Raw genomic sequence first — 17,174 nt, forward strand, 5'->3', positions numbered from 1 at the left:
TGTTGATGGCGTTTGCCGTTGCCAACTCAAAAACGCTTTCAATGGTGCCGCTGTGCTGCAGGGAGACATCAAAAAGGCTTTGATTATGTAGGATTACGATTTGCATATTCCTTGATTTTTTTGCGTAATTCGTGATTTTCGGCTTTCAGTGTGGCAATCACCCGTTTATGTAGTGCAATTTCGTCTTCAAGTAGTTGAACTTTACGATTGTGCATTTCTTCAAACTCATTGTAACGTTTTACGTAACGCTCGGGCAAATCGTCCAAAATCTTTTGGTATTGCTCAAACTTTTTGTCATCATTGGTTATTTCGATAGTCTCGTTATTTGCCAAAATGGTTTGAGTTTCAGCTTTTCGCTTTCGCCGTTCCACCACCCAGCCGATAACGGTAGCAATGAAGCCCGTGCCGAATAGTAGCGTGAACCAGTCTTGTAGTGTGTTTATCATCATCGTTCTATTTTATTGTTCCTTTGCCCTCTGTCGTTGTTACGCCTGCGTAGGTTCCGGCTTGCAGAGCGATGCCTTTGGCGATAGTTACCTCACCGCTTTTAACGAACGCCTCAATGAGTGTTGCCAACTGTTCGGCATAATAGTTCTCGTCAGGCTCTGTTTTAGCTTTCATATCTTGTTGTAACTTGATAATTCCTTGCTTTAATGCTTCTTTATTTAATGGCATAACTATTTGAATAATTGATTAATTTTTTTGTTTATTTCTTCAAATTTTGTGACGTTAATCGGAGCGAAATTCCCAACCCCCGACGGGGTTTGAATGATTGCATTTTTAAGTTCCATTAAAAGCTCGTTTAAAATTGATTTAAAAACAATTTCATCATTTTTTAAATCAATTTTCGTGGCTTTGATTTCGTATTCTTCGATTGCTTCGGCTTGGAGTAAAAACGGCTTGGTTTCGCTATTTTCAATCAACCCCACCAAAATAAGGCTTCCCACTTTGGGCTTGACGTGCATACTTCCGATGCCGAGCGACACGTCCAAAAATGGTAAATCCGTGCCCAAGTCCGTAGCTTCACAAGTTTTTTCGTCCCAATTGACCGATGTAACTTTCGCCCACTGCACTTGTTGGGGAACGGCTTTTTTTATCCGCTGTGCCATCAGCTTGTCAAATTCATCAATTACATCTGCCATATTTTTAGTTTTTTATTGCTCATCGTCCGATTTCAATTTCCTGCCTAAACTGGGCATTTTCAAGGGTTTTGCGAACCCTATCCACGTAATACGTTCCGTGCCTGTCGGGATAAAGTGATGATGTTATTTTCACTTTTTCGCCGTGCTGAATGCTGGGCGTTCCGTAAGTGGTAAAACTCCCCTCAAAGCCCTCACGTTTAGAGAGTTCGTACAGGCGTTTTACTTCCTTTTCCAACTCTTTTTGCGAACTGACCCGCCAACTCATATTGATAGTGGTTTTTGGGTTTTCGTCTCCAAATTCGGCTTTTAGGCGTTTGCCCTTGCCGAAACTCGAAGTACCGACTATTTTAACCGTGCGTTCTTCCTTTGATAAATACTTCAAATTGTTTTCGGTGCAATTACGTTCTAAATCAAACACATACCTATCACTTTCATTTTTTACGTCCGAATAAGGTTTTGCCACGGTTAATTTTCCGTTGCGGATAAAGCTGTAAATGGAATAATTCTTTTGCCATTCGTCCAACACCGCCCCCAATGTGGTTTGGCTGAACCGCACCGCACCGAGTGAAATTGCATCGGTATCTATCGGAAAATCAGCAACAAACTTTGTTAAAAACTGCTTCACATCTACATTTGCCGAAACGTAATTCACGGGGATTTGTCGCAGTTTCCACATCGCGTCCGAAAGTTCCAACCGAATGGGAAAATCTGCCGAAACCTGCGTGATATAACCTTCAAACTCTTTCACTAACTGCCCGTTGTAGCCCATTTTGATAACGACTTTATCGCCAACGGAAAACAGCTCCCGAACCTTTTGCTTGTCAAAATCACCCACGTTGCGGGGCAAAATCACGCTTGCCGTGTCGGTAAGCATTTTCCAACTGCTTTCAATTTCAACAGCTGAAATCTTATGCACTTGAAAAGGTTTTCCGTTTTTCGGATAAAAGGTTATTTCTACATTAATTGCCAACGTCATAACTTGTAAATGAGTTCAAAAGGTTCATCACTAATACAATTCAGCTCTATGGGTATCACATTGGGAACGCCCTCTAACGAACGAATATCAATCCCTTCAATTACGAGATTATGAATGTTTTTCCAGCCGAACAAATCGCCCTCCACCGAAATAGATTGCACGGTTTCCGACCATTCAATAAGGCGTTTTTCGTAATCCCGTGCCGAAAGTTCGTCATTGATGCACAAGGCACGAATGCGTATGCTCCAATCATCAAAACCGTAAATTTCTTTTACCGTTCCATTGCCGCCGATAACATCGGTACGGCTGATATTTTTATATCGTGAAAAATCAACCATTGTGGCGGGCGGTAGCCAAAAATCCAAAAGTCTTTTTTCAACGATTTGACTTTGAGCATTGTAAAACTTGTACGAACCACCTACGAACTTCACGGGAAACACAATGGGCGTACCCAAACGGCTGAGCCTCACGGCTTCGGATTTTTCTACCACTTGCACCGAACCATAATTGAACTCCGCAGGCGGTTGTTTGCCCAATGGAACGGTCAAGTACACGGGTAGGTTCGTGCCGAAAGCCGCTTGAAATAATTGTCCTATGTTATAGCGATTGTCCATTTAGTTGTAATCGTTTTTTTATTTCGTCATAATTTTTGCCGTCGCGTTCCAATTGAATTTTTACCCGCTTTTCAATGGCAGTACGGTCATATTTACCTTTAATGAGTTCGGTCATATTTGCACCGACGAGCGGGTCGGATTTGAGACTTCCCTGCTGATATTGCAAAATGAGGGCAATCTCCTGCATTTCGCTTTCGCCTACGGAAAAATCACCATTAACAACCGCTATATCATTGTTTTCATCTAATAAAATATCTCTCATAACGCTTGTTTTAAATGGTAGCCAAAGCATCACGCATTCGGTCATTGAGTTTGGTAATCACGCCATTGGCGGCGGCATCTTTACTGCCTACGCTTCGGTCGATGGTGAAATAGTTCTTTTGCTCTATTTTGATGTTGATAGTCTTTGAACCACTGCCTGAACCGCCTACGTTCATCGTTTTTTCCTTGTCCCCTTTGCCTCCCTTTCCTTTGTTGTTTAGGTTCTTCCAACTTTCGTCCGTTACCCCGCCAATAGCGGCGTTGGGTGAAAGTATTGAACTTTTTTTGTCATCTTCGGCAGTTTTTTCTTCGTCTTTTTTCCACGAGAGTGAACCCGCCGCCTTAACAAATTCATCTTTGGCTTGTAGGGCTTTTTCGCCCGCCTCTTTGTAGCCATCAACGATTGCTTTTTTACGGGCTTCAGTGTCAGCTTGAATTTGAGCCAACATTTTGTTGTTTTCGTCCTCATCGCCTAAACCTGTGGCATTCTTAAACTTATACCAACCTTCTTGTATTTTGTTAAGTCCAATCATCAGCCCGTTAATGAGTGCGTTCCAATTGGCTTTAACGGCTGAAACCCACGCCTCAAAGAGCAGTTTAGCCCCTTCCCACGTGTGTTTCCACGCCTCGCCCCAACCCGTTATTTTGGATGCCAACCAAACAATGCCCGCTACCAATGCACCAATAGCAACAATGATAATCCCGATAGGGTTCGCCGAAAGGGCGGCGTTCCAAAGCCATTGTTTGGCGGTTACTATTTTTGTCCAAAGTGCCATTGTTTTTTTAGCAAGGGTTGTCTTTGAAATCCACGCCCCAAATGACTTCATCACGGGACCCAACCCCGAATATGCCGCACCCAAATCACCCACTACGGAAATGGTACTGCCCAACCCACTGCCTACCGCCCCAAGTACTTTAAATACGTCAAAACCCGCTATTTGCAAATCTTGAAACCACGCCTTAACACGGCTCATTTTTTCGCCCCAGCCCGACATTACCGTATTTGCCTGCTCAACGGCTACGTTTGTACCGGTGATTTGTTGGGTTAGTTCTGCCTGTGCATCGGCGGTGTTGATAAGCCCTTGTGCGGCTTGAATGTTTTCCGCCCCAAACACGGCAGCGAGGGCATCAGTGTTTTGTCCGATTTTTTGCAATTCCTTCAAGCGTTCGGCAAATGGCACGGTTGTATCCGACACCTTTTGCATATTCACGCCATATTGTGCAAGCATTGTCGTAGCCTCTTTGGAAAGTGCCGACGGGGCGTTCATTTTGATAAGCACGTTACGAAGTCCCACACCTGCTTCCGCTCCGTATTTTCCCGATTGTGCCAACGACTGCAAGGCGGCATTGGTTTCTTCAAACGATACGTTAGATAGCTTCGCCGCTCCACCCGCCTGCACCAATGCTTGGGCAATCTGTGGCACTTCGGCAGCTCCTTCTTTCGCTCCCGCTGCCATTACGTTCATCATTCGTTCCATTTCGGAAGCTGCCGCAATGGGGTCGTCCAAATCCACCTTAAACTGCAACATTGAGGTAGTGAGTGCATCGGTAGCTCCAACCACATCACCACCCATTGTTTTAGCAAGGGTATTGGCGTACTTGCCCATTCGCTCCATTGCCTGTTCGCTGTTACCGATTTGCGGTCCTAACCTTGACAAAATCGTTTGGAATGTCCCCAAGTTATCAGTTGCCGAACCGCCGAACTCTTTGGCAAGGCTTCGGGCTTTACCGCCCAAGCGGTCTAAATCTTCGCCCGTTACTCCCGTAATGGCCGATACGTCCAACAATGCCCGTTCGTAGTCTTCGCCCACTTGCGCGGCACTTGAAAAAATCCCCAAAAAACTATTCAACCCCTGACTTGCTGCCTGCCAGTCAATGGCACGAACTGCACGAAGGCAATCGCCAAAGCGACGGGTTCGCTCCGTGGCACGTTCTATCTGCTCCTGTGCCCGACGAACCGGCTCGGTAACATTATCCGTGGCGGTAAAAGTCCAAGTAGTTGTATAATTCATTTTTTTGGGTTACTTTTGCTAAAAAAATAAAGCGATGTTAGACATTTTAGGTTACATACTTTTAGGTTTTGCCACTATTTTAGGCATTATTCTGATGCTTTGGTGTGCCATTGCTGTTGTTAGCGTAACGGGTGCTGTTATCGGTGCTATTACGCAGGACTTGTTTCATTTGTTTGCGAAAAAAACTCGTTAATCACTTCAACTAATGCCCTTTTGTGGGCGTTGTATTGCAAACGGCTTTCGCACTTCATTTTAAAGTCAATAGCCCGAAAATGGTCGATGTATTCTTGCGTTTCCATTGCTTTGGGGTTCTTTCCAAAGTACGCTAAAATCAACGCATCAATTCCTTCAATAAAGTCATACGCCTCTAAATCAAGTAAAGAGGCTTCTATACTTTTTTTAACTGCACCTTCGAGCTTTGAATGAGCACCATCAGTTGCTCAACCAGTCCCATATAGACCGAGCCGTCGTTTTCCAACGCCGCCATATCACCCGCCAACACACAGTTTTTAATTGCCGCATCAGCGATTTTGTCGGCATCACCGCTGTACTCTTTTGATTGGATTAACCGAATAAAATGCTGATTCGGCTTTTTAATCAAAAAACGCACGGGGTCTTCCGTTGGGTTGCCGTTTTCGTCCTTTTCCACGTCCGAAGGATACACGGATACTTCCCGAACTACGTTAGGATATTTGGCTTTGAAAGCGTCAATATCTTGCTGTGTGTAATTTCTCATTTTCTACAATGTTTAGATGTTCCAATCAATATGACTTACAATAAGTTCCAATTTTATGGCAATAGAGCCGTCGCCTTGTTTGATAGCGATTTCCGTACCCGTAAATTCGGCATTACGGATAACGTCTTTTTGGATTACCCCCTCGCGTTCATAGACCACAACGGGGTCAAAGGGTTCAATATCTTGCAGGCGCTTGCCTTTTGGTAAGGCTCTTTTGATGGCATCTAATTCTTCTTTCAAAAGCGTAATTGATGCCTTCGCCTCGTAGTTTTCTTCGGCACGTCCCACAGGCATATTACCCGCTCCCATCACGTTGGTTTTCTTGGTGCTATCGGAATAATTGATTTCCGTAATTCCCACCACATCACGCCCTAACATATTGAAGGTTACGTTGTTCCAGCCTTGCAGTTTTCCGAAATGATTTACAACGGTTGTTTGTCCCATTTTCTTATAAATTAGTGGTTAATCCGATTTCCCCTTCAATGGCGTGAAGAATGTCATCGGGTACAATTCTGATTTTCACTTTCAGCGGGCTATCTTCCGTAACTACTTGCTTTGGATTGATATATACGTCAAACCCGCTGATTTCACCCGTTACCAGCATCTGCCTTTCAATGGCTTTTCCTGCAACTTCCTGCAAAGCCGTTACGATGGTGTCCTTTAAAAATCCTGTGTTGGGGTTTTTTGGCAGTTTTGATTTGATACGTGGTGTAAGTGCCTTACGTACCAACCGAGCCGCCTTGTTCCACACTCTATTATTCTCAATGTACGAATAATCAGAGGCTTTGCTTACGCACGTAGGCGAATTGGAAAAATAAAAGCCCGCCGTGTCGGCGTATTGCCCTGCCAAAATATAACCCCTCGTGTTGAGCAATTTCATTTGCTCGTTGCTGAGTTCTTCCGCGCTTTGTCCTGTGGAGATACCCGCATTGATAAAGCGTTTTTTACCTGCATCGGTAAGCGGATAGGTATTCCCGCCTTTGGCAAATTCAGGCTTCTGCTCAATATCTACCGAGCCGATGTTTTCACTCACGTTGCGAACGCCTAACATTCCGAGCGCCGAACCTACGGCGGCGTGGTACTTGTAATGTTCGCTCACTTTGGCAATGTCGCTGTCTTGTGCTATGATGACCGACACCTGCGGTGCGTTTTTGGTTTTCAAATCGGAAAAATCATTGACTTGCAGACCCTCTTTGCCCTTACCCTCTAACAGCACAAAATCAATGAGAATGCCATCGGGCTTCACCGCTTCAACGATTTGCGTTTGCAACTGCTCTACGTCTTCGGCTACGGTGGACAAATCATTGGTAAAACCGAAGAGTGCCACGCCTTTGATTTGCTTGTTAGCCCGAATGGTTTTCACAATTTCAGCGGTGTGTTCCTGTGCTTTTCCGTTGGGGGCAACAGGCAAAAACACCAACGTGCTATTTGGGGCTAATCGAAATACTTCCGAAATGTGGTAATGAGCCAACGTGTTTTGATTGGCATCAAAACTTTCAGTGATACCCAAAGTTTCGGCATCTTTCAGCTGAATAAAGGTCTCGGCTTTGGCGTGGGTCAAAGTTGCTCCGGCAATAGCCATTGCCCCCACCAACAAAAACACGCTGTCGTTGGTGCTTTCGGTTCTGCCCAGCCCGCCGTCCGATTTTTTGAATTTAAATCCTTCTAATTGTCCCATTACTCTTTGGTTTTACTTTTTTTTGTTGCTTCGTACGAAAACACCTTCATTACGTTGTTTTTGTCGTTGTTAGCGTGTAATTCCGCACGGTTCTTCTCATAAAACAGTTGCCCGTCTTCGGTGGCGTAGACTTCTGTTAAACCTTGCTTCGCCATTGTGCGGCGTGCTTTTTCGGCTAATTCTTCTCTGGTGTATGTTTTTTCCATTTTTAAATATGTTTTAAATTTTGTTTAAAAACCCCTTTCAATGTTCCCTCCCCTTGGGGGAGGGTTAGGGAGGGGAACTATCCGTTAATAATAGCCGCCGTTCCTTCGTCTTTGATAGAGACGCAAACGAAGTGCATTTCAAAACCGATTTGGTGCTGACGGTATTGCGGATTTTTCTCTTTTTCAATGGCATAACGCACCGCCGAACCTACGGCTTTCACCGTATAGTTTCGGTGGAATACGATAGAGGCTTCTTTTCCTTGTGCCACACCGTCAAAGGCTTCTTTCTCACCGCTATTGTACGTCGGGGCGTAGGTGGATTCGTACACCTCAAAGCCGTAGTAGTTAGCGGCAATTTGCCCCGTAGTGGTGTTTTGGTAACGGGTTTTGAAGGTTAAATCCTCCAATAACAAGTCCGAAACGTGGTCGTTGGAAAGCACCAATACACGCCCTTTTTTCGGCACTAACAATTTATCCAGCTTGTTTTTTAAACTGATTAAATCTTTGGCGGTGAGGCGTTTTCTGCCCGTGCCGTCATCTTCCCCTGTGGTGCTGATGATAGGGGTTTGAGCTGTGTTTTGTTGTGGGGCAATGGAATGCAGGGCGTGCATCGCCGTTTTGTCCTCCAACTCCTCACGATGTTGCATTTGCACATCATTTACCTTGTCGTACGGCAGTGCGTACAACTCGTCGGTGGTTACGTCGGTGTTTTCCGTTTCGTACTTATGTAGCGAAATGGCAATACGCCCGTCCTCACGTTTTTTCGAGTTGATTGGATACACTTTGTTGTCAATCAACACTTTGGGAACTGCACCACGTACCGGTACTCGGATAACATCGTTGCCCACCCACTCGTTTTTGCTCTTAACAGCTCCGAGCCAACTATGTTCGTGGCGAAACTGTTTTATCAATTCTACAACCGCCAACTCATTTTTTAGCGGTAAACTTTCTGATTTCTTTGGCATTTTTCTCTTTTTTTAATTTTTTAATATTCTATTCCCCTAATTGCTACTTGCTTTTGGCGTATGCCGCATTGAGTTCTTTCACTTTTTCGGGATTTTCCGCAATAAGCGTTTCCAACGCTTCGGGGTCTTTCTCTAAATAGTCCTCCATTGTCCAACCGCTTCGGTCGGCTTCGGCGTTCACTTTGGGTGTAATGCCTTGTGATGCGGCTTTGGGGCTTTCCATCTCGCTCAGCAATGTTTGGGTGCTGTCGTAGTCGGCAATTGCCAGCTTCACGTAGGCTTCTTTTTTGTCGGCGGTGATTTTTTTATCAAAAATCGCTTGATTGACCAACTTTTCAGCCCGTGCCTGTGTGGTGGCTTTGCTTTCTTGTTCGTGTTGCTTCAACTCGCTAATGCGTGCTTGAATTTGCTCATCGGTAGCATCGGCGGACATTCCCAACGATGCGATAAGTACATTTCTATCCATATTTGTATTACTATCTGATTTGTTACTATTTTGATTGTTAGCCTGTATTTGTGCTACCTTCTCTTTGAAGGCTTTGGGAGGTTTACCCCCGCAAGCCTCAAAGGCGGCGATGGTGTCTTCCGTAATTACGGGTTCGCCGTCCACAATTTCGCTAATAAGCCCCAGTGAAAGTGCCTCATCGGCGGTAAACCAATAATCTTGTTTCCAAAGCTCGTCGATTTCGTCTTCGGTGCGGTTGAACCGCTTGGCATATACTTTTTTATACTGACTTGTCAAGTTTTCAAGTAGTTTCATATCCGAACGCATTTGGTCGATGTTGCCTTCAAAATATGTTAGCGGTTTGTGTATCATAAACTGCGACGTGGCAAACGCCTTACACGTAAAATGGCTCATTATATACGTACCTGCCGAAGCTACGAGTGCTCCCGTTTGGATTTCCACGCTTTGCAGTCGGCGAAGCTGATTGACGATTTCCGAAGCCTCGAAAACCGAACCGCCCTCCGTATTGAGGTACAACACGCCTTTTTTCACCCCTTGCCGTAGGGCTTGGTCTATTTCGTAGCGAAAATCACTCGCTGACCAGCCGTGATAAATACGTCCGGTAATGCGTAATTCCAACCTGTTTTCCGATGCGTTAATAACGGCTTCTAATCCTTTTTTCATTGTCTTTTTAGCGCTGATTTCGAGGCAAAATTCAGCAGTTTGCGGGGTTTAAAAAAATCGGCATTCCGATTCGGGCAGTAAAATTTACCCAAAACGGGCAGTAATTTTTGCCCGAATCGGAATCGTAATTTTTTACTCATCATAATAAGAAGGAATTTTGCACCTAAATAGCGGTTAGCAAATAGCAAATAGCGTATAGTCTAATCACTATTTGCTAACCACTAATCACTAAATAATGGCAAAGGAAATAGAGAAAAAAACAGCCCGTATTTTGTTCGTGGAACAAGGCAAAACGTACGAGGAAATCGCCTCGCAAGTAGGCGTAAATCCGCGTACGGTAGAACGTTGGGCAAAAGAAAATGACTGGAAAAAAATACGCGATGCCAAAGCCAACAGCGGCAAGCAACGCATTGAACGTACGCAGTTGGTAGTGGATTCTCTTACCGATGAGCGACTTCGTATTATTGCCGAAATCAAGCAATTACAAATCAAGTTGGACAATGAAACCGACGAGCAAGTCCGTAAAGATTTGCAAAAAGAACTTTTCAACCACCGAAAGGATTGTGCCTCTATTGATGATGCCATTGCCAAGTGGAACAAGCGGGTGGAAAATTTAAGCAAAGAAACCAAAGTAACCTTGTCAATGTACATTGAAGTAATGGAAATGGTTTTTGAAGCCTTACGGATAAAAAATGAAAGCCTATACATTCAAACCTTGGATTTTCAGGAGGAACACCTCAATGAAATTGCCAGCCGTAAATTCTAAATTAGAGATTAGTAGTTAGCAATCAGCAATTTATCTAACTACTAATCACTATCCACTAATCACTGTTAAAATGAAAATAGACGACAAAATAGCCAAAGAGCGGTATTTACAGAAAATAGCCTTTGCCAAATCGGCAGGAGCGAAATACGCCCACGAAACGCCTCAACAACGCAAAGAGGCGATAGAGCTTTGTAAGAAAGACCCGCGTAAAATGGTAGAGCGGTATTTTCCGCACTATGCCGATGCCCCTTGTGCTGATTTTCAGATAGAATGGGCGTGGGCGGTGGAAAAAGATACGAATTTCAGAGGCTTTTGCCAATGGGGACGAGCGCTTGCCAAATCCGTGTGGAACGACATTTTTATACCCTTTTGGCTGTGGCTTCGGGGCGAACCCGTCTATTTGGTAATTATCGGCAATAGCTTTGAACGTGCCGTTCAGTTGTTGGAGGATTTGAAAGCCGAATTTGAAGCCAACCCCCGTATCATCGGGGACTTTGGCGAGCAAAAACAACTCGGTACGTGGGAGGACGGTTTTTTTATTACCAAAGGCGGTTTTATCGGTCAGGCGCTCGGTATGGGGCAGAACGTGAGGGGGTTGCGTATTAAAAACTTACGCCCCTCCCACATCGTTGCGGACGACTTGGAAAGCAAAGAACTCATCAAAAACCCACGTCGCCAAAACGAATACGCCACGTGGATAGAGCAGGATTTAATCCCTACAATGGACGGTAAACGTAAGCGGTTCATTCAAGCCAATAACCGCTTTGCTCCCGTGATGATACAGACCATTTTGCAGGAAAAACACCCCAAATGGAAAGTACATCAAGTAAACGCCTTTGACCCCGTAACATTCGCCCCCACGTGGGCAGGAAAATACGACAACGACTATTTTCACGAGTTGGTTTATGGCGACAACGGTATTGGGGAGCTTGCCGCCAATGCCGAATACAACAATTCCCCACACGTTGAGGGCGTTGTATTTAAAGATGAGCAGTTTCAGTGGGCAGAACTGCCCGCCCTACACACGATGGAGTACATCATCGGGCATTGGGATATTGCCTATGCAGGAAACTCCCGAAGCGACTACAATGCCGTAGTGGTGCAGGGGCTGAAAGACAAGCATTTTTACATCGTAGATTGCTTTTGCAGACAGACCAAAATGCGTGCCGCCGTGGAATGGATGTGTGATTTTCAAAAGACGTTACCCGCCAATGTAGTGGTGCATTGGCAGTATGAAAGCCAATTTTGGAATGACGAAGTGCAACGCGTATTGCAGGAAGTTCAAGCCGAAAAAGGCGTGTATTTGAGCATCATCAAAAGAACGCTCGACAGGGCAAAGAAAATAGACCGCATAATGAGTCTGCAACCGTATTACCAAAACGGGCGGATTTATTTCAACCAAAGGCTAAAAGGCTCGGTAGATATGCAGACGGGGCTCGGACAACTCAAAGGCATTGAGCCAAATTACAAAGTAAATGATGACTTCCCCGATGCTCATCAAATCTGCACTACCGACCTCGAAGCCTATATGCCTAACCGCTCATTCAAGGCTCTAATGGGCAAAATGTTAGGCACACACCGCTGGTAGTGGCGAGCCGCCACTGGCGAATAATTGATTGCTAATTGCTAAATCACTAATTGCTAAAATGATATACTTAAAAAAAGACAACCTAATCGCCAAAGCCTACGAACGGGCGATTGACGAAAGCAGTAATGATTTTGTTGCGGCACTTGACCAAAGTGAAGCCGAACATATTGCCATTTTTAAAAGCCTTTTAAAACGCTTTTACGATGTAGATAAAATTTTTGACGAAACCGAGCCGGTTTACAACCCCGTTTTGGGGCGGATACTGACGTTTTTGGTGTTGTCCGATGTGTTTTCACGCAACGCCTATCGCAAATACAATCAGCACAGTAACATCGAAAAACAAAAGGAATGGGCAGAAAAAGAGTTGGACAAACTCGCAAAAGGCATCATCATTTTGGAGGACTTGCCCAAACCCGAACCGCAGAACGGCACGGGGCAGTCCCGATTTTTATACGGAAACTTGACTAATAATGATTTTTATATATGAGAAATCCCATAAAAAACATATACCGAAGCATCGGTAACTACTTCATTAAAAAAGCACCTTACACCGATTTGGTGTTAGCCGTCGCCAAAGGGCGAGGCACGTCCGCACCCTCTGATATTATCAACCATCAGGCGAAAATTTTACGGGTGGAAACGCTCAAAGATTGGAAAATGGGCGTGATGTTGGCAACCAATCCTGAAAATCCTGAAAAGGCAAAACTCCGAGCCTTGTACGACAGCTTGGAGCAGGACAACCATTTGGGTTCAACCATCGAAACCCGCATCGCCAAAACCCAACAATCGCCCTTTAAAATTGTTAATCAAAAAGGCGAACGCATCGATGAGTTAAAGGCATTATTTGAGGGCGTTTGGTTTCAAGATTTTATCAAATACGTGCTAATGAGCAAGTTTCAAGGTACTACCTTGATAGAACTTTTTCATTTGGACGAAAACGGCGAACTTTCCGAAGTTACCGAAATCGGGCAGGCGTATTTTAATCCCGTGAAAGGCATCATTTTAAAAGAAGCGGGTGACGTGAACGGAACACCTTACAAAGAGGGTAATTTAGCCAATTATTATATCCAAATCGGTAAGGACTACAACGATTTGGGGCTGTACGCTTTGGTCGCTCCCATTGTATTGGCGAAAAAATTGGGCTTAGGCTCGTGGTTGGATTTTATCGAAAAATACGGCGTACCGCCTTTGTTTATTACCACCGACCGAGAAGACGACACTCGACTAATGGAACTCTTTGAAATGGCAACCAATTTCAGACGCAACGCCTTTATGGTGGGACGTGGACAGGAAAAATTTGAAGTGCCGAACATCACCACGCACAGCAGTAATGACGTGTTTGACGGCTTGATAAAACGTGCCGACAACGAAATTTCAAAACGTTTCTTAGGCGGTACCGGACTAACGGACGAAAAAGGATTTGTCGGCTCGGTGGAAGTGCAGTTTGAACTGGCGAATTATCGTTTTGAAAGTGATAAGTTACTTGTTAAACACATCATTAACAAAAAGTTATTTCCGCTATTGGTAAAATTGTCGCCCGTGTATTCCAAGCTCAACGGATTACGCTTTGAATGGGACGATGACGAGCCGATGACCACCGAGAAATTTTTGCAATCGGTACAGACCTTGGGCTATCATTTTGAACTTGACCCCGAGCAAGTGGAAAACATAACGGGGGTAAAAATTTTGGGGGTAAAAAACAATCAAACACCCGTTTTTCCCGAAAAAAAGTAAGTAGGGGAAATGAAGCCAACGCCCGCTGGCAGCTCAAATTAGCACTTAATAGGGCTGATTTTCTGTATGAAAATATGGGCTGCGGTTGCACGATTCATTTCCCCGAAGCGATTGATTTAGAGGAGTGGCTCAATGTAATGGAGCAAATTGCCAAAGACCGTTGGGAGGGTAAGCTCAAAAAAGGCGAACTCTCTGATGCTTACATTTTGCAAACTTACAAGGAGTTAAACGGGGCGTTGTCCGACGGCTTCGGAGCGGATAATTTCAAGGTGAACAAAGCTACGGGCAAAATACCCATTGAAGCCTTGCAAATGCAACGCAACTTGTTTAAATTCAGCGGGGCAAAAAATTACGTAGTGCTGGAAAATATCAACCAAATTTTAACTTCCTACAAGGGCAAAAATTGGAATGTTTTTAAGAATGAAGTGCTGAAAATCAATCCGAAATACAACAAAAATTATTTGCAAGCCGAGTGGCAGACTGCCAAACAAGCGGGCTATCACGCCGCCAATTGGCAGGAATATCAAAATAACAAAGGGCTGTACCCGAACTTGAAGTACCAAACGCAAAAGGACAACAAAGTGCGCGATGCCCACCAAACATTGAACGGCATTATTGCCCCAATAGATAGCGACTTTTGGAAAACCCATTACCCGCCCAACGGTTGGCGTTGTCGCTGTTATGTGGTGCAGACGGCAGAACCGCCCACGCAGGGCGATTTGCCCGTGCTTACGGATAAAGAGTTTCCGAAAGAATTTCGGGGCAATGTGGGGATTTCGGGCGAAATTTTTAAGGAAACCGACGAAAACAAAGGCAAACCGCACCCATATTTTGCCCTGTCAAAACAATGGGGCAGTGAGACCAAAAAAGCCTTTGAATACAGCAAACTGGCAGCTCCTTACACCAAGATTTACGAAGCCAAAAACGGTGCGGAAATCAAAGTAAGCCCCTTTGCCGACGAAAGCGACCTACAAAAAAACGTGCAAACCGCCGTTGTGATTGCCGATGAGTTGGGTGTGGGCGTAAATATTCGTCCGCATTTAGATTTACATAAACATAAAAATCCCGAATATGAAATCAATAAAAATATTGCGGACAGGAAAGAGGTTAGCTCTTACACGAGTATAAAAAGTAATTTAGAAAGTGCTAAAAAACAAGGAAATAGCAGTATTGTATATGATATTACCAATTTTAAAAACTGGGAAGCTAACGAAATACTTAGATATTTAAAAGGTAAAATAATCAGTTTTAACGATAAAAAATGGTTAAAAGAAATCTTTTTTGTTAATGGGGGTAAAGCAATTTCCTTTACCAGAGAAGAATTGATAAATGACTTTGATAACGTATTTAAACGTTTCAATAAATTATAAAAACGGAATAAGCCCTAATATTGCTATTAGGGCTTATTCTGGGAGCGAATTGGAACTGTCCGCTTCGCGGTGTAACAAGTAATTGTTACACACCGCAAAATTACAAAAACTTTTTAAATAACAAATAAAAACGATTTAAATTTTATTGAAATGGCAGAAGTACAAGTACCCGATTTCAGACGATTAGCCCGTGAGGCACTCGAAAATATGCCCAAACGTATCGGTGAGGAGGCTCAGGCTTTCTTTGTGCAGTCCTTTGTGAAACAAGGGTTTACTGACGATTGGTTTGTTCCTTGGGCTAAACGAAAAAGCGAAATCGTGTTACCTCACAAACTGTTAAATCAGTCGTTAGCACTAAAAAATAGTATTCGTATAGCACAATCCGATTGGAAAAAAACAATTATTTCGGCAGGCGAAGGGCTTAATTATGCCGCGATTCACAACGAGGGCGGGACCATTACCGTCAAGGTTACCGAAAAAATGCGAAAATACTTTTGGGCAATGTATAAAAAAACAGGTAATGAATATTTTAAAAATTTGGCACTGACCAAAAAAGAGCAGTTTACCATATCTATTGGTAAAAGGCAATTTATCGGCAATAGTAACTTTTTGGCTGAAAAACTGACAAGTATTATCATCAATGAAATTAAAACAGCAGAACGTAATTTAGATTTTAAATAATGGAAAATTGGCAGAATTTATATGTAGAACTCGCCGAGCGTATCAGCGAGAAAATCCCCGAAATCAAATGGGTGGACTTGTGGCACAATCAAGTGGGCTTTTTAGCCGATGAGCATCCGTTTTCAACCCCTGCGGTGTTTATCGCCTTTCGTAGCAATCAAACGCAGGACGCGGGCGAATTAATGCAAATCGTTGATTTACAAGTAGATTTTTACTTGTTTTACGAGACATTTTTAGACACCTTTCACGGAGCTTATAACCAGTCGGGAGCGTTGGAATTTACCAAGTCGTTAGATGCCTTGTTTGGTATTTTTCACGGAAGTACGGGCAAAAATTACAGTTCAATGAGGCGTTTGGGCTTTGCTCCGGTAGATACCGGCACGGCGGGCAACCTCTATCAAGTTACATTTGAATGTAAATTGCAAGACACCAGTGCGATGAAGTATTACGAGCCTACGGAAGTGAAGGTAAAAGTAAGCAATGAAAACACGGGTTTTTTCATTGGATAATCACCCAACGCGGTGATAGATAATGTTTTCAATGGTACGTTCTGAGCGTAGGTATTTTTGGGCTATTTTTCCAATGATATAGCTCTGGGTGTATTTGGCACGCCCATTTTCGCAAATCGCATTCAAACGCTCGTATTCTTTGCGGATTTTGTCATAAAACAGCTGTGTACGTTCGGCTCGGGTCATAATGGAAAAGAACTTTGTGCAAAAGTAAAAAACGCCCACTTATTTTGCAAGTGGGCGTTTAATAATTTTCTATTTTATTAACATTTCTATCCGCTTATCAATTTCCTCTAAAACCTTATCTCCCGACTTCAAGGCTTCTATATAGCTCTTTACGAACTCTAATTCCATTATTTTTTTATCTTTTCGTCCTCGTTTTCCTCTTTCTGTTTTTAATTTATTCAACTCGTCAAAAAAACGATGTAGATTCTCATCTGTAAGCATCAGCACGAAAAAAGCCTTGTTACCTTGAAAATCACCAAAAAAAGCGTTCGGATGTTGCTTTATAAAAGCATATAAAGTGGTATGTTTTATATCATCATCTATTTTCGGTAATTCTTCTATGAAAATATCGGTGTCAAATGGGTGATGTTTATTGTGCAGCTGTTTTTCAAAGTCCGCAACTATCCTTTCTATTTCTGTCAAAGGATTGTAAATAGCTGATTTATACGTGTGATACAATTCTTTTAAAACCCTAAAATGCTCATATTTTTGGTTTTGGCGAATAGTTTTTTTCTCTCGCTCCAACGCTTCTAAATGCCTTTTTTTCTCTTGCTCTTTATCTACATTATACTCCATTTTGAT

Annotated in this window: 23 protein-coding genes; 8 read left to right on the forward strand and 15 right to left on the reverse strand. The window is 43.5% G+C overall.

From position 1 onward, the window contains the following. Positions 1-83 precede the first annotated feature (83 nt). Genes Q4D72_RS09975 through Q4D72_RS10005 form a run of 7 tightly spaced genes read right to left on the reverse strand, consistent with a single transcriptional unit; the run spans position 84 to position 5,005 of the window. A complete protein-coding gene (locus tag Q4D72_RS09975) occupies positions 84-449 on the reverse strand; it encodes a hypothetical protein (RefSeq protein WP_303077710.1) in 366 nt (121 codons plus the stop codon). A 4-nt stretch (positions 450-453) separates the two neighbouring features. Beyond that, positions 454-675, reverse strand: coding sequence for a hypothetical protein (locus tag Q4D72_RS09980; RefSeq protein ID WP_303077711.1), 222 nt, complete (start codon positions 673-675; stop codon positions 454-456). 2 nt (positions 676-677) lie between these two features. Beyond that, on the reverse strand, positions 678-1,142 hold the full coding sequence (locus tag Q4D72_RS09985; RefSeq protein WP_303077712.1) for a hypothetical protein: 465 nt from the start codon (positions 1,140-1,142) through the stop codon (positions 678-680). A 19-nt stretch (positions 1,143-1,161) separates the two neighbouring features. After that, entirely contained in the window at positions 1,162-2,118 is a 957-nt protein-coding gene (locus Q4D72_RS09990) for a hypothetical protein (RefSeq protein ID WP_303077713.1), read from the reverse strand. After that, on the reverse strand, positions 2,115-2,732 hold the full coding sequence (locus tag Q4D72_RS09995; RefSeq protein ID WP_303077714.1) for a DUF6046 domain-containing protein: 618 nt from the start codon (positions 2,730-2,732) through the stop codon (positions 2,115-2,117). The genes Q4D72_RS09990 and Q4D72_RS09995 overlap by 4 nt, the downstream gene beginning before the upstream one ends. Then, positions 2,716-2,994, reverse strand: a complete 279-nt coding sequence (locus Q4D72_RS10000; protein ID WP_303077715.1) for a hypothetical protein — start codon at positions 2,992-2,994, stop codon at positions 2,716-2,718. The genes Q4D72_RS09995 and Q4D72_RS10000 overlap by 17 nt, the downstream gene beginning before the upstream one ends. Before the next feature lie 10 nt (positions 2,995-3,004). Beyond that, positions 3,005-5,005, reverse strand: a complete 2,001-nt coding sequence (locus Q4D72_RS10005; protein ID WP_303077716.1) for a phage tail tape measure protein — start codon at positions 5,003-5,005, stop codon at positions 3,005-3,007. Positions 5,006-5,039: 34 nt separating this feature from the next. Here Q4D72_RS10005 and Q4D72_RS10010 point away from each other — a divergent pair, with 34 nt between their 5' ends. Further along, entirely contained in the window at positions 5,040-5,198 is a 159-nt protein-coding gene (locus Q4D72_RS10010; protein ID WP_303077717.1) for a hypothetical protein, read from the forward strand. 195 nt (positions 5,199-5,393) lie between these two features. On the opposite strand, the gene Q4D72_RS10015 is transcribed toward Q4D72_RS10010, so the two are convergent. The 6 genes from Q4D72_RS10015 to Q4D72_RS10040 all read right to left on the reverse strand — a co-directional run bounded on the left by Q4D72_RS10015 (position 5,394) and on the right by Q4D72_RS10040 (position 9,719). After that, positions 5,394-5,741, reverse strand: a complete 348-nt coding sequence (locus tag Q4D72_RS10015) for a hypothetical protein (RefSeq protein WP_303077718.1) — start codon at positions 5,739-5,741, stop codon at positions 5,394-5,396. A 12-nt stretch (positions 5,742-5,753) separates the two neighbouring features. Beyond that, entirely contained in the window at positions 5,754-6,185 is a 432-nt protein-coding gene (locus Q4D72_RS10020; RefSeq protein WP_303077719.1) for a hypothetical protein, read from the reverse strand. Positions 6,186-6,189: 4 nt separating this feature from the next. Further along, complete coding sequence (locus Q4D72_RS10025; protein ID WP_303077720.1) at positions 6,190-7,419, reverse strand: DUF2586 family protein; 1,230 nt, start codon at positions 7,417-7,419, stop codon at positions 6,190-6,192. Then, positions 7,419-7,625, reverse strand: coding sequence for a hypothetical protein (locus Q4D72_RS10030; protein ID WP_303077721.1), 207 nt, complete (start codon positions 7,623-7,625; stop codon positions 7,419-7,421). The genes Q4D72_RS10025 and Q4D72_RS10030 overlap by 1 nt, the downstream gene beginning before the upstream one ends. A gap of 77 nt (positions 7,626-7,702) precedes the next feature. Next, positions 7,703-8,590 carry a hypothetical protein gene (locus Q4D72_RS10035; protein WP_303077722.1) on the reverse strand — a complete coding sequence of 296 codons (888 nt, stop codon included), beginning with the start codon at positions 8,588-8,590 and terminating at the stop codon, positions 7,703-7,705. Positions 8,591-8,633: 43 nt separating this feature from the next. Continuing rightward, positions 8,634-9,719 (reverse strand): ATP-dependent Clp protease proteolytic subunit, encoded by a 1,086-nt coding sequence (locus tag Q4D72_RS10040; RefSeq protein ID WP_303077723.1) that lies wholly within the window; start codon positions 9,717-9,719, stop codon positions 8,634-8,636. Positions 9,720-9,954: 235 nt separating this feature from the next. Here Q4D72_RS10040 and Q4D72_RS10045 point away from each other — a divergent pair, with 235 nt between their 5' ends. The 7 genes from Q4D72_RS10045 (at position 9,955) to Q4D72_RS10075 (ending at position 16,367) form a co-directional block, all read left to right on the forward strand. Next, a complete protein-coding gene (locus tag Q4D72_RS10045; protein ID WP_303077724.1) occupies positions 9,955-10,485 on the forward strand; it encodes a DUF1804 family protein in 531 nt (176 codons plus the stop codon). Positions 10,486-10,555: 70 nt separating this feature from the next. Next, positions 10,556-12,073, forward strand: coding sequence for a hypothetical protein (locus tag Q4D72_RS10050; protein ID WP_303077725.1), 1,518 nt, complete (start codon positions 10,556-10,558; stop codon positions 12,071-12,073). A gap of 58 nt (positions 12,074-12,131) precedes the next feature. After that, complete coding sequence (locus Q4D72_RS10055) at positions 12,132-12,560, forward strand: hypothetical protein (protein WP_303077726.1); 429 nt, start codon at positions 12,132-12,134, stop codon at positions 12,558-12,560. Next, entirely contained in the window at positions 12,557-13,807 is a 1,251-nt protein-coding gene (locus Q4D72_RS10060) for a DUF935 family protein (RefSeq protein WP_303077727.1), read from the forward strand. Before Q4D72_RS10055 ends, Q4D72_RS10060 begins: the two co-directional genes overlap by 4 nt. 74 nt (positions 13,808-13,881) lie before the next feature. Next, positions 13,882-15,177 (forward strand): phage minor head protein, encoded by a 1,296-nt coding sequence (locus Q4D72_RS10065; RefSeq protein ID WP_303077728.1) that lies wholly within the window; start codon positions 13,882-13,884, stop codon positions 15,175-15,177. 150 nt (positions 15,178-15,327) lie between these two features. Then, a complete protein-coding gene (locus tag Q4D72_RS10070) occupies positions 15,328-15,858 on the forward strand; it encodes a hypothetical protein (RefSeq protein ID WP_303077729.1) in 531 nt (176 codons plus the stop codon). After that, positions 15,858-16,367, forward strand: a complete 510-nt coding sequence (locus Q4D72_RS10075; RefSeq protein WP_303077731.1) for a hypothetical protein — start codon at positions 15,858-15,860, stop codon at positions 16,365-16,367. Before Q4D72_RS10070 ends, Q4D72_RS10075 begins: the two co-directional genes overlap by 1 nt. On the opposite strand, the gene Q4D72_RS10080 is transcribed toward Q4D72_RS10075, so the two are convergent. Both Q4D72_RS10080 and Q4D72_RS10085 read right to left on the reverse strand, forming a co-directional pair. After that, positions 16,368-16,553 carry a hypothetical protein gene (locus Q4D72_RS10080; protein WP_303077732.1) on the reverse strand — a complete coding sequence of 62 codons (186 nt, stop codon included), beginning with the start codon at positions 16,551-16,553 and terminating at the stop codon, positions 16,368-16,370. A 69-nt stretch (positions 16,554-16,622) separates the two neighbouring features. Continuing rightward, positions 16,623-17,174: hypothetical protein (locus Q4D72_RS10085; protein ID WP_303077733.1), on the reverse strand; the 552-nt coding region annotated here is incomplete at its 5' end.

The sequence above is a fragment of the Capnocytophaga sp. genome, assembly GCF_030532915.1.
GTDB lineage: Bacteria > Bacteroidota > Bacteroidia > Flavobacteriales > Flavobacteriaceae > Capnocytophaga.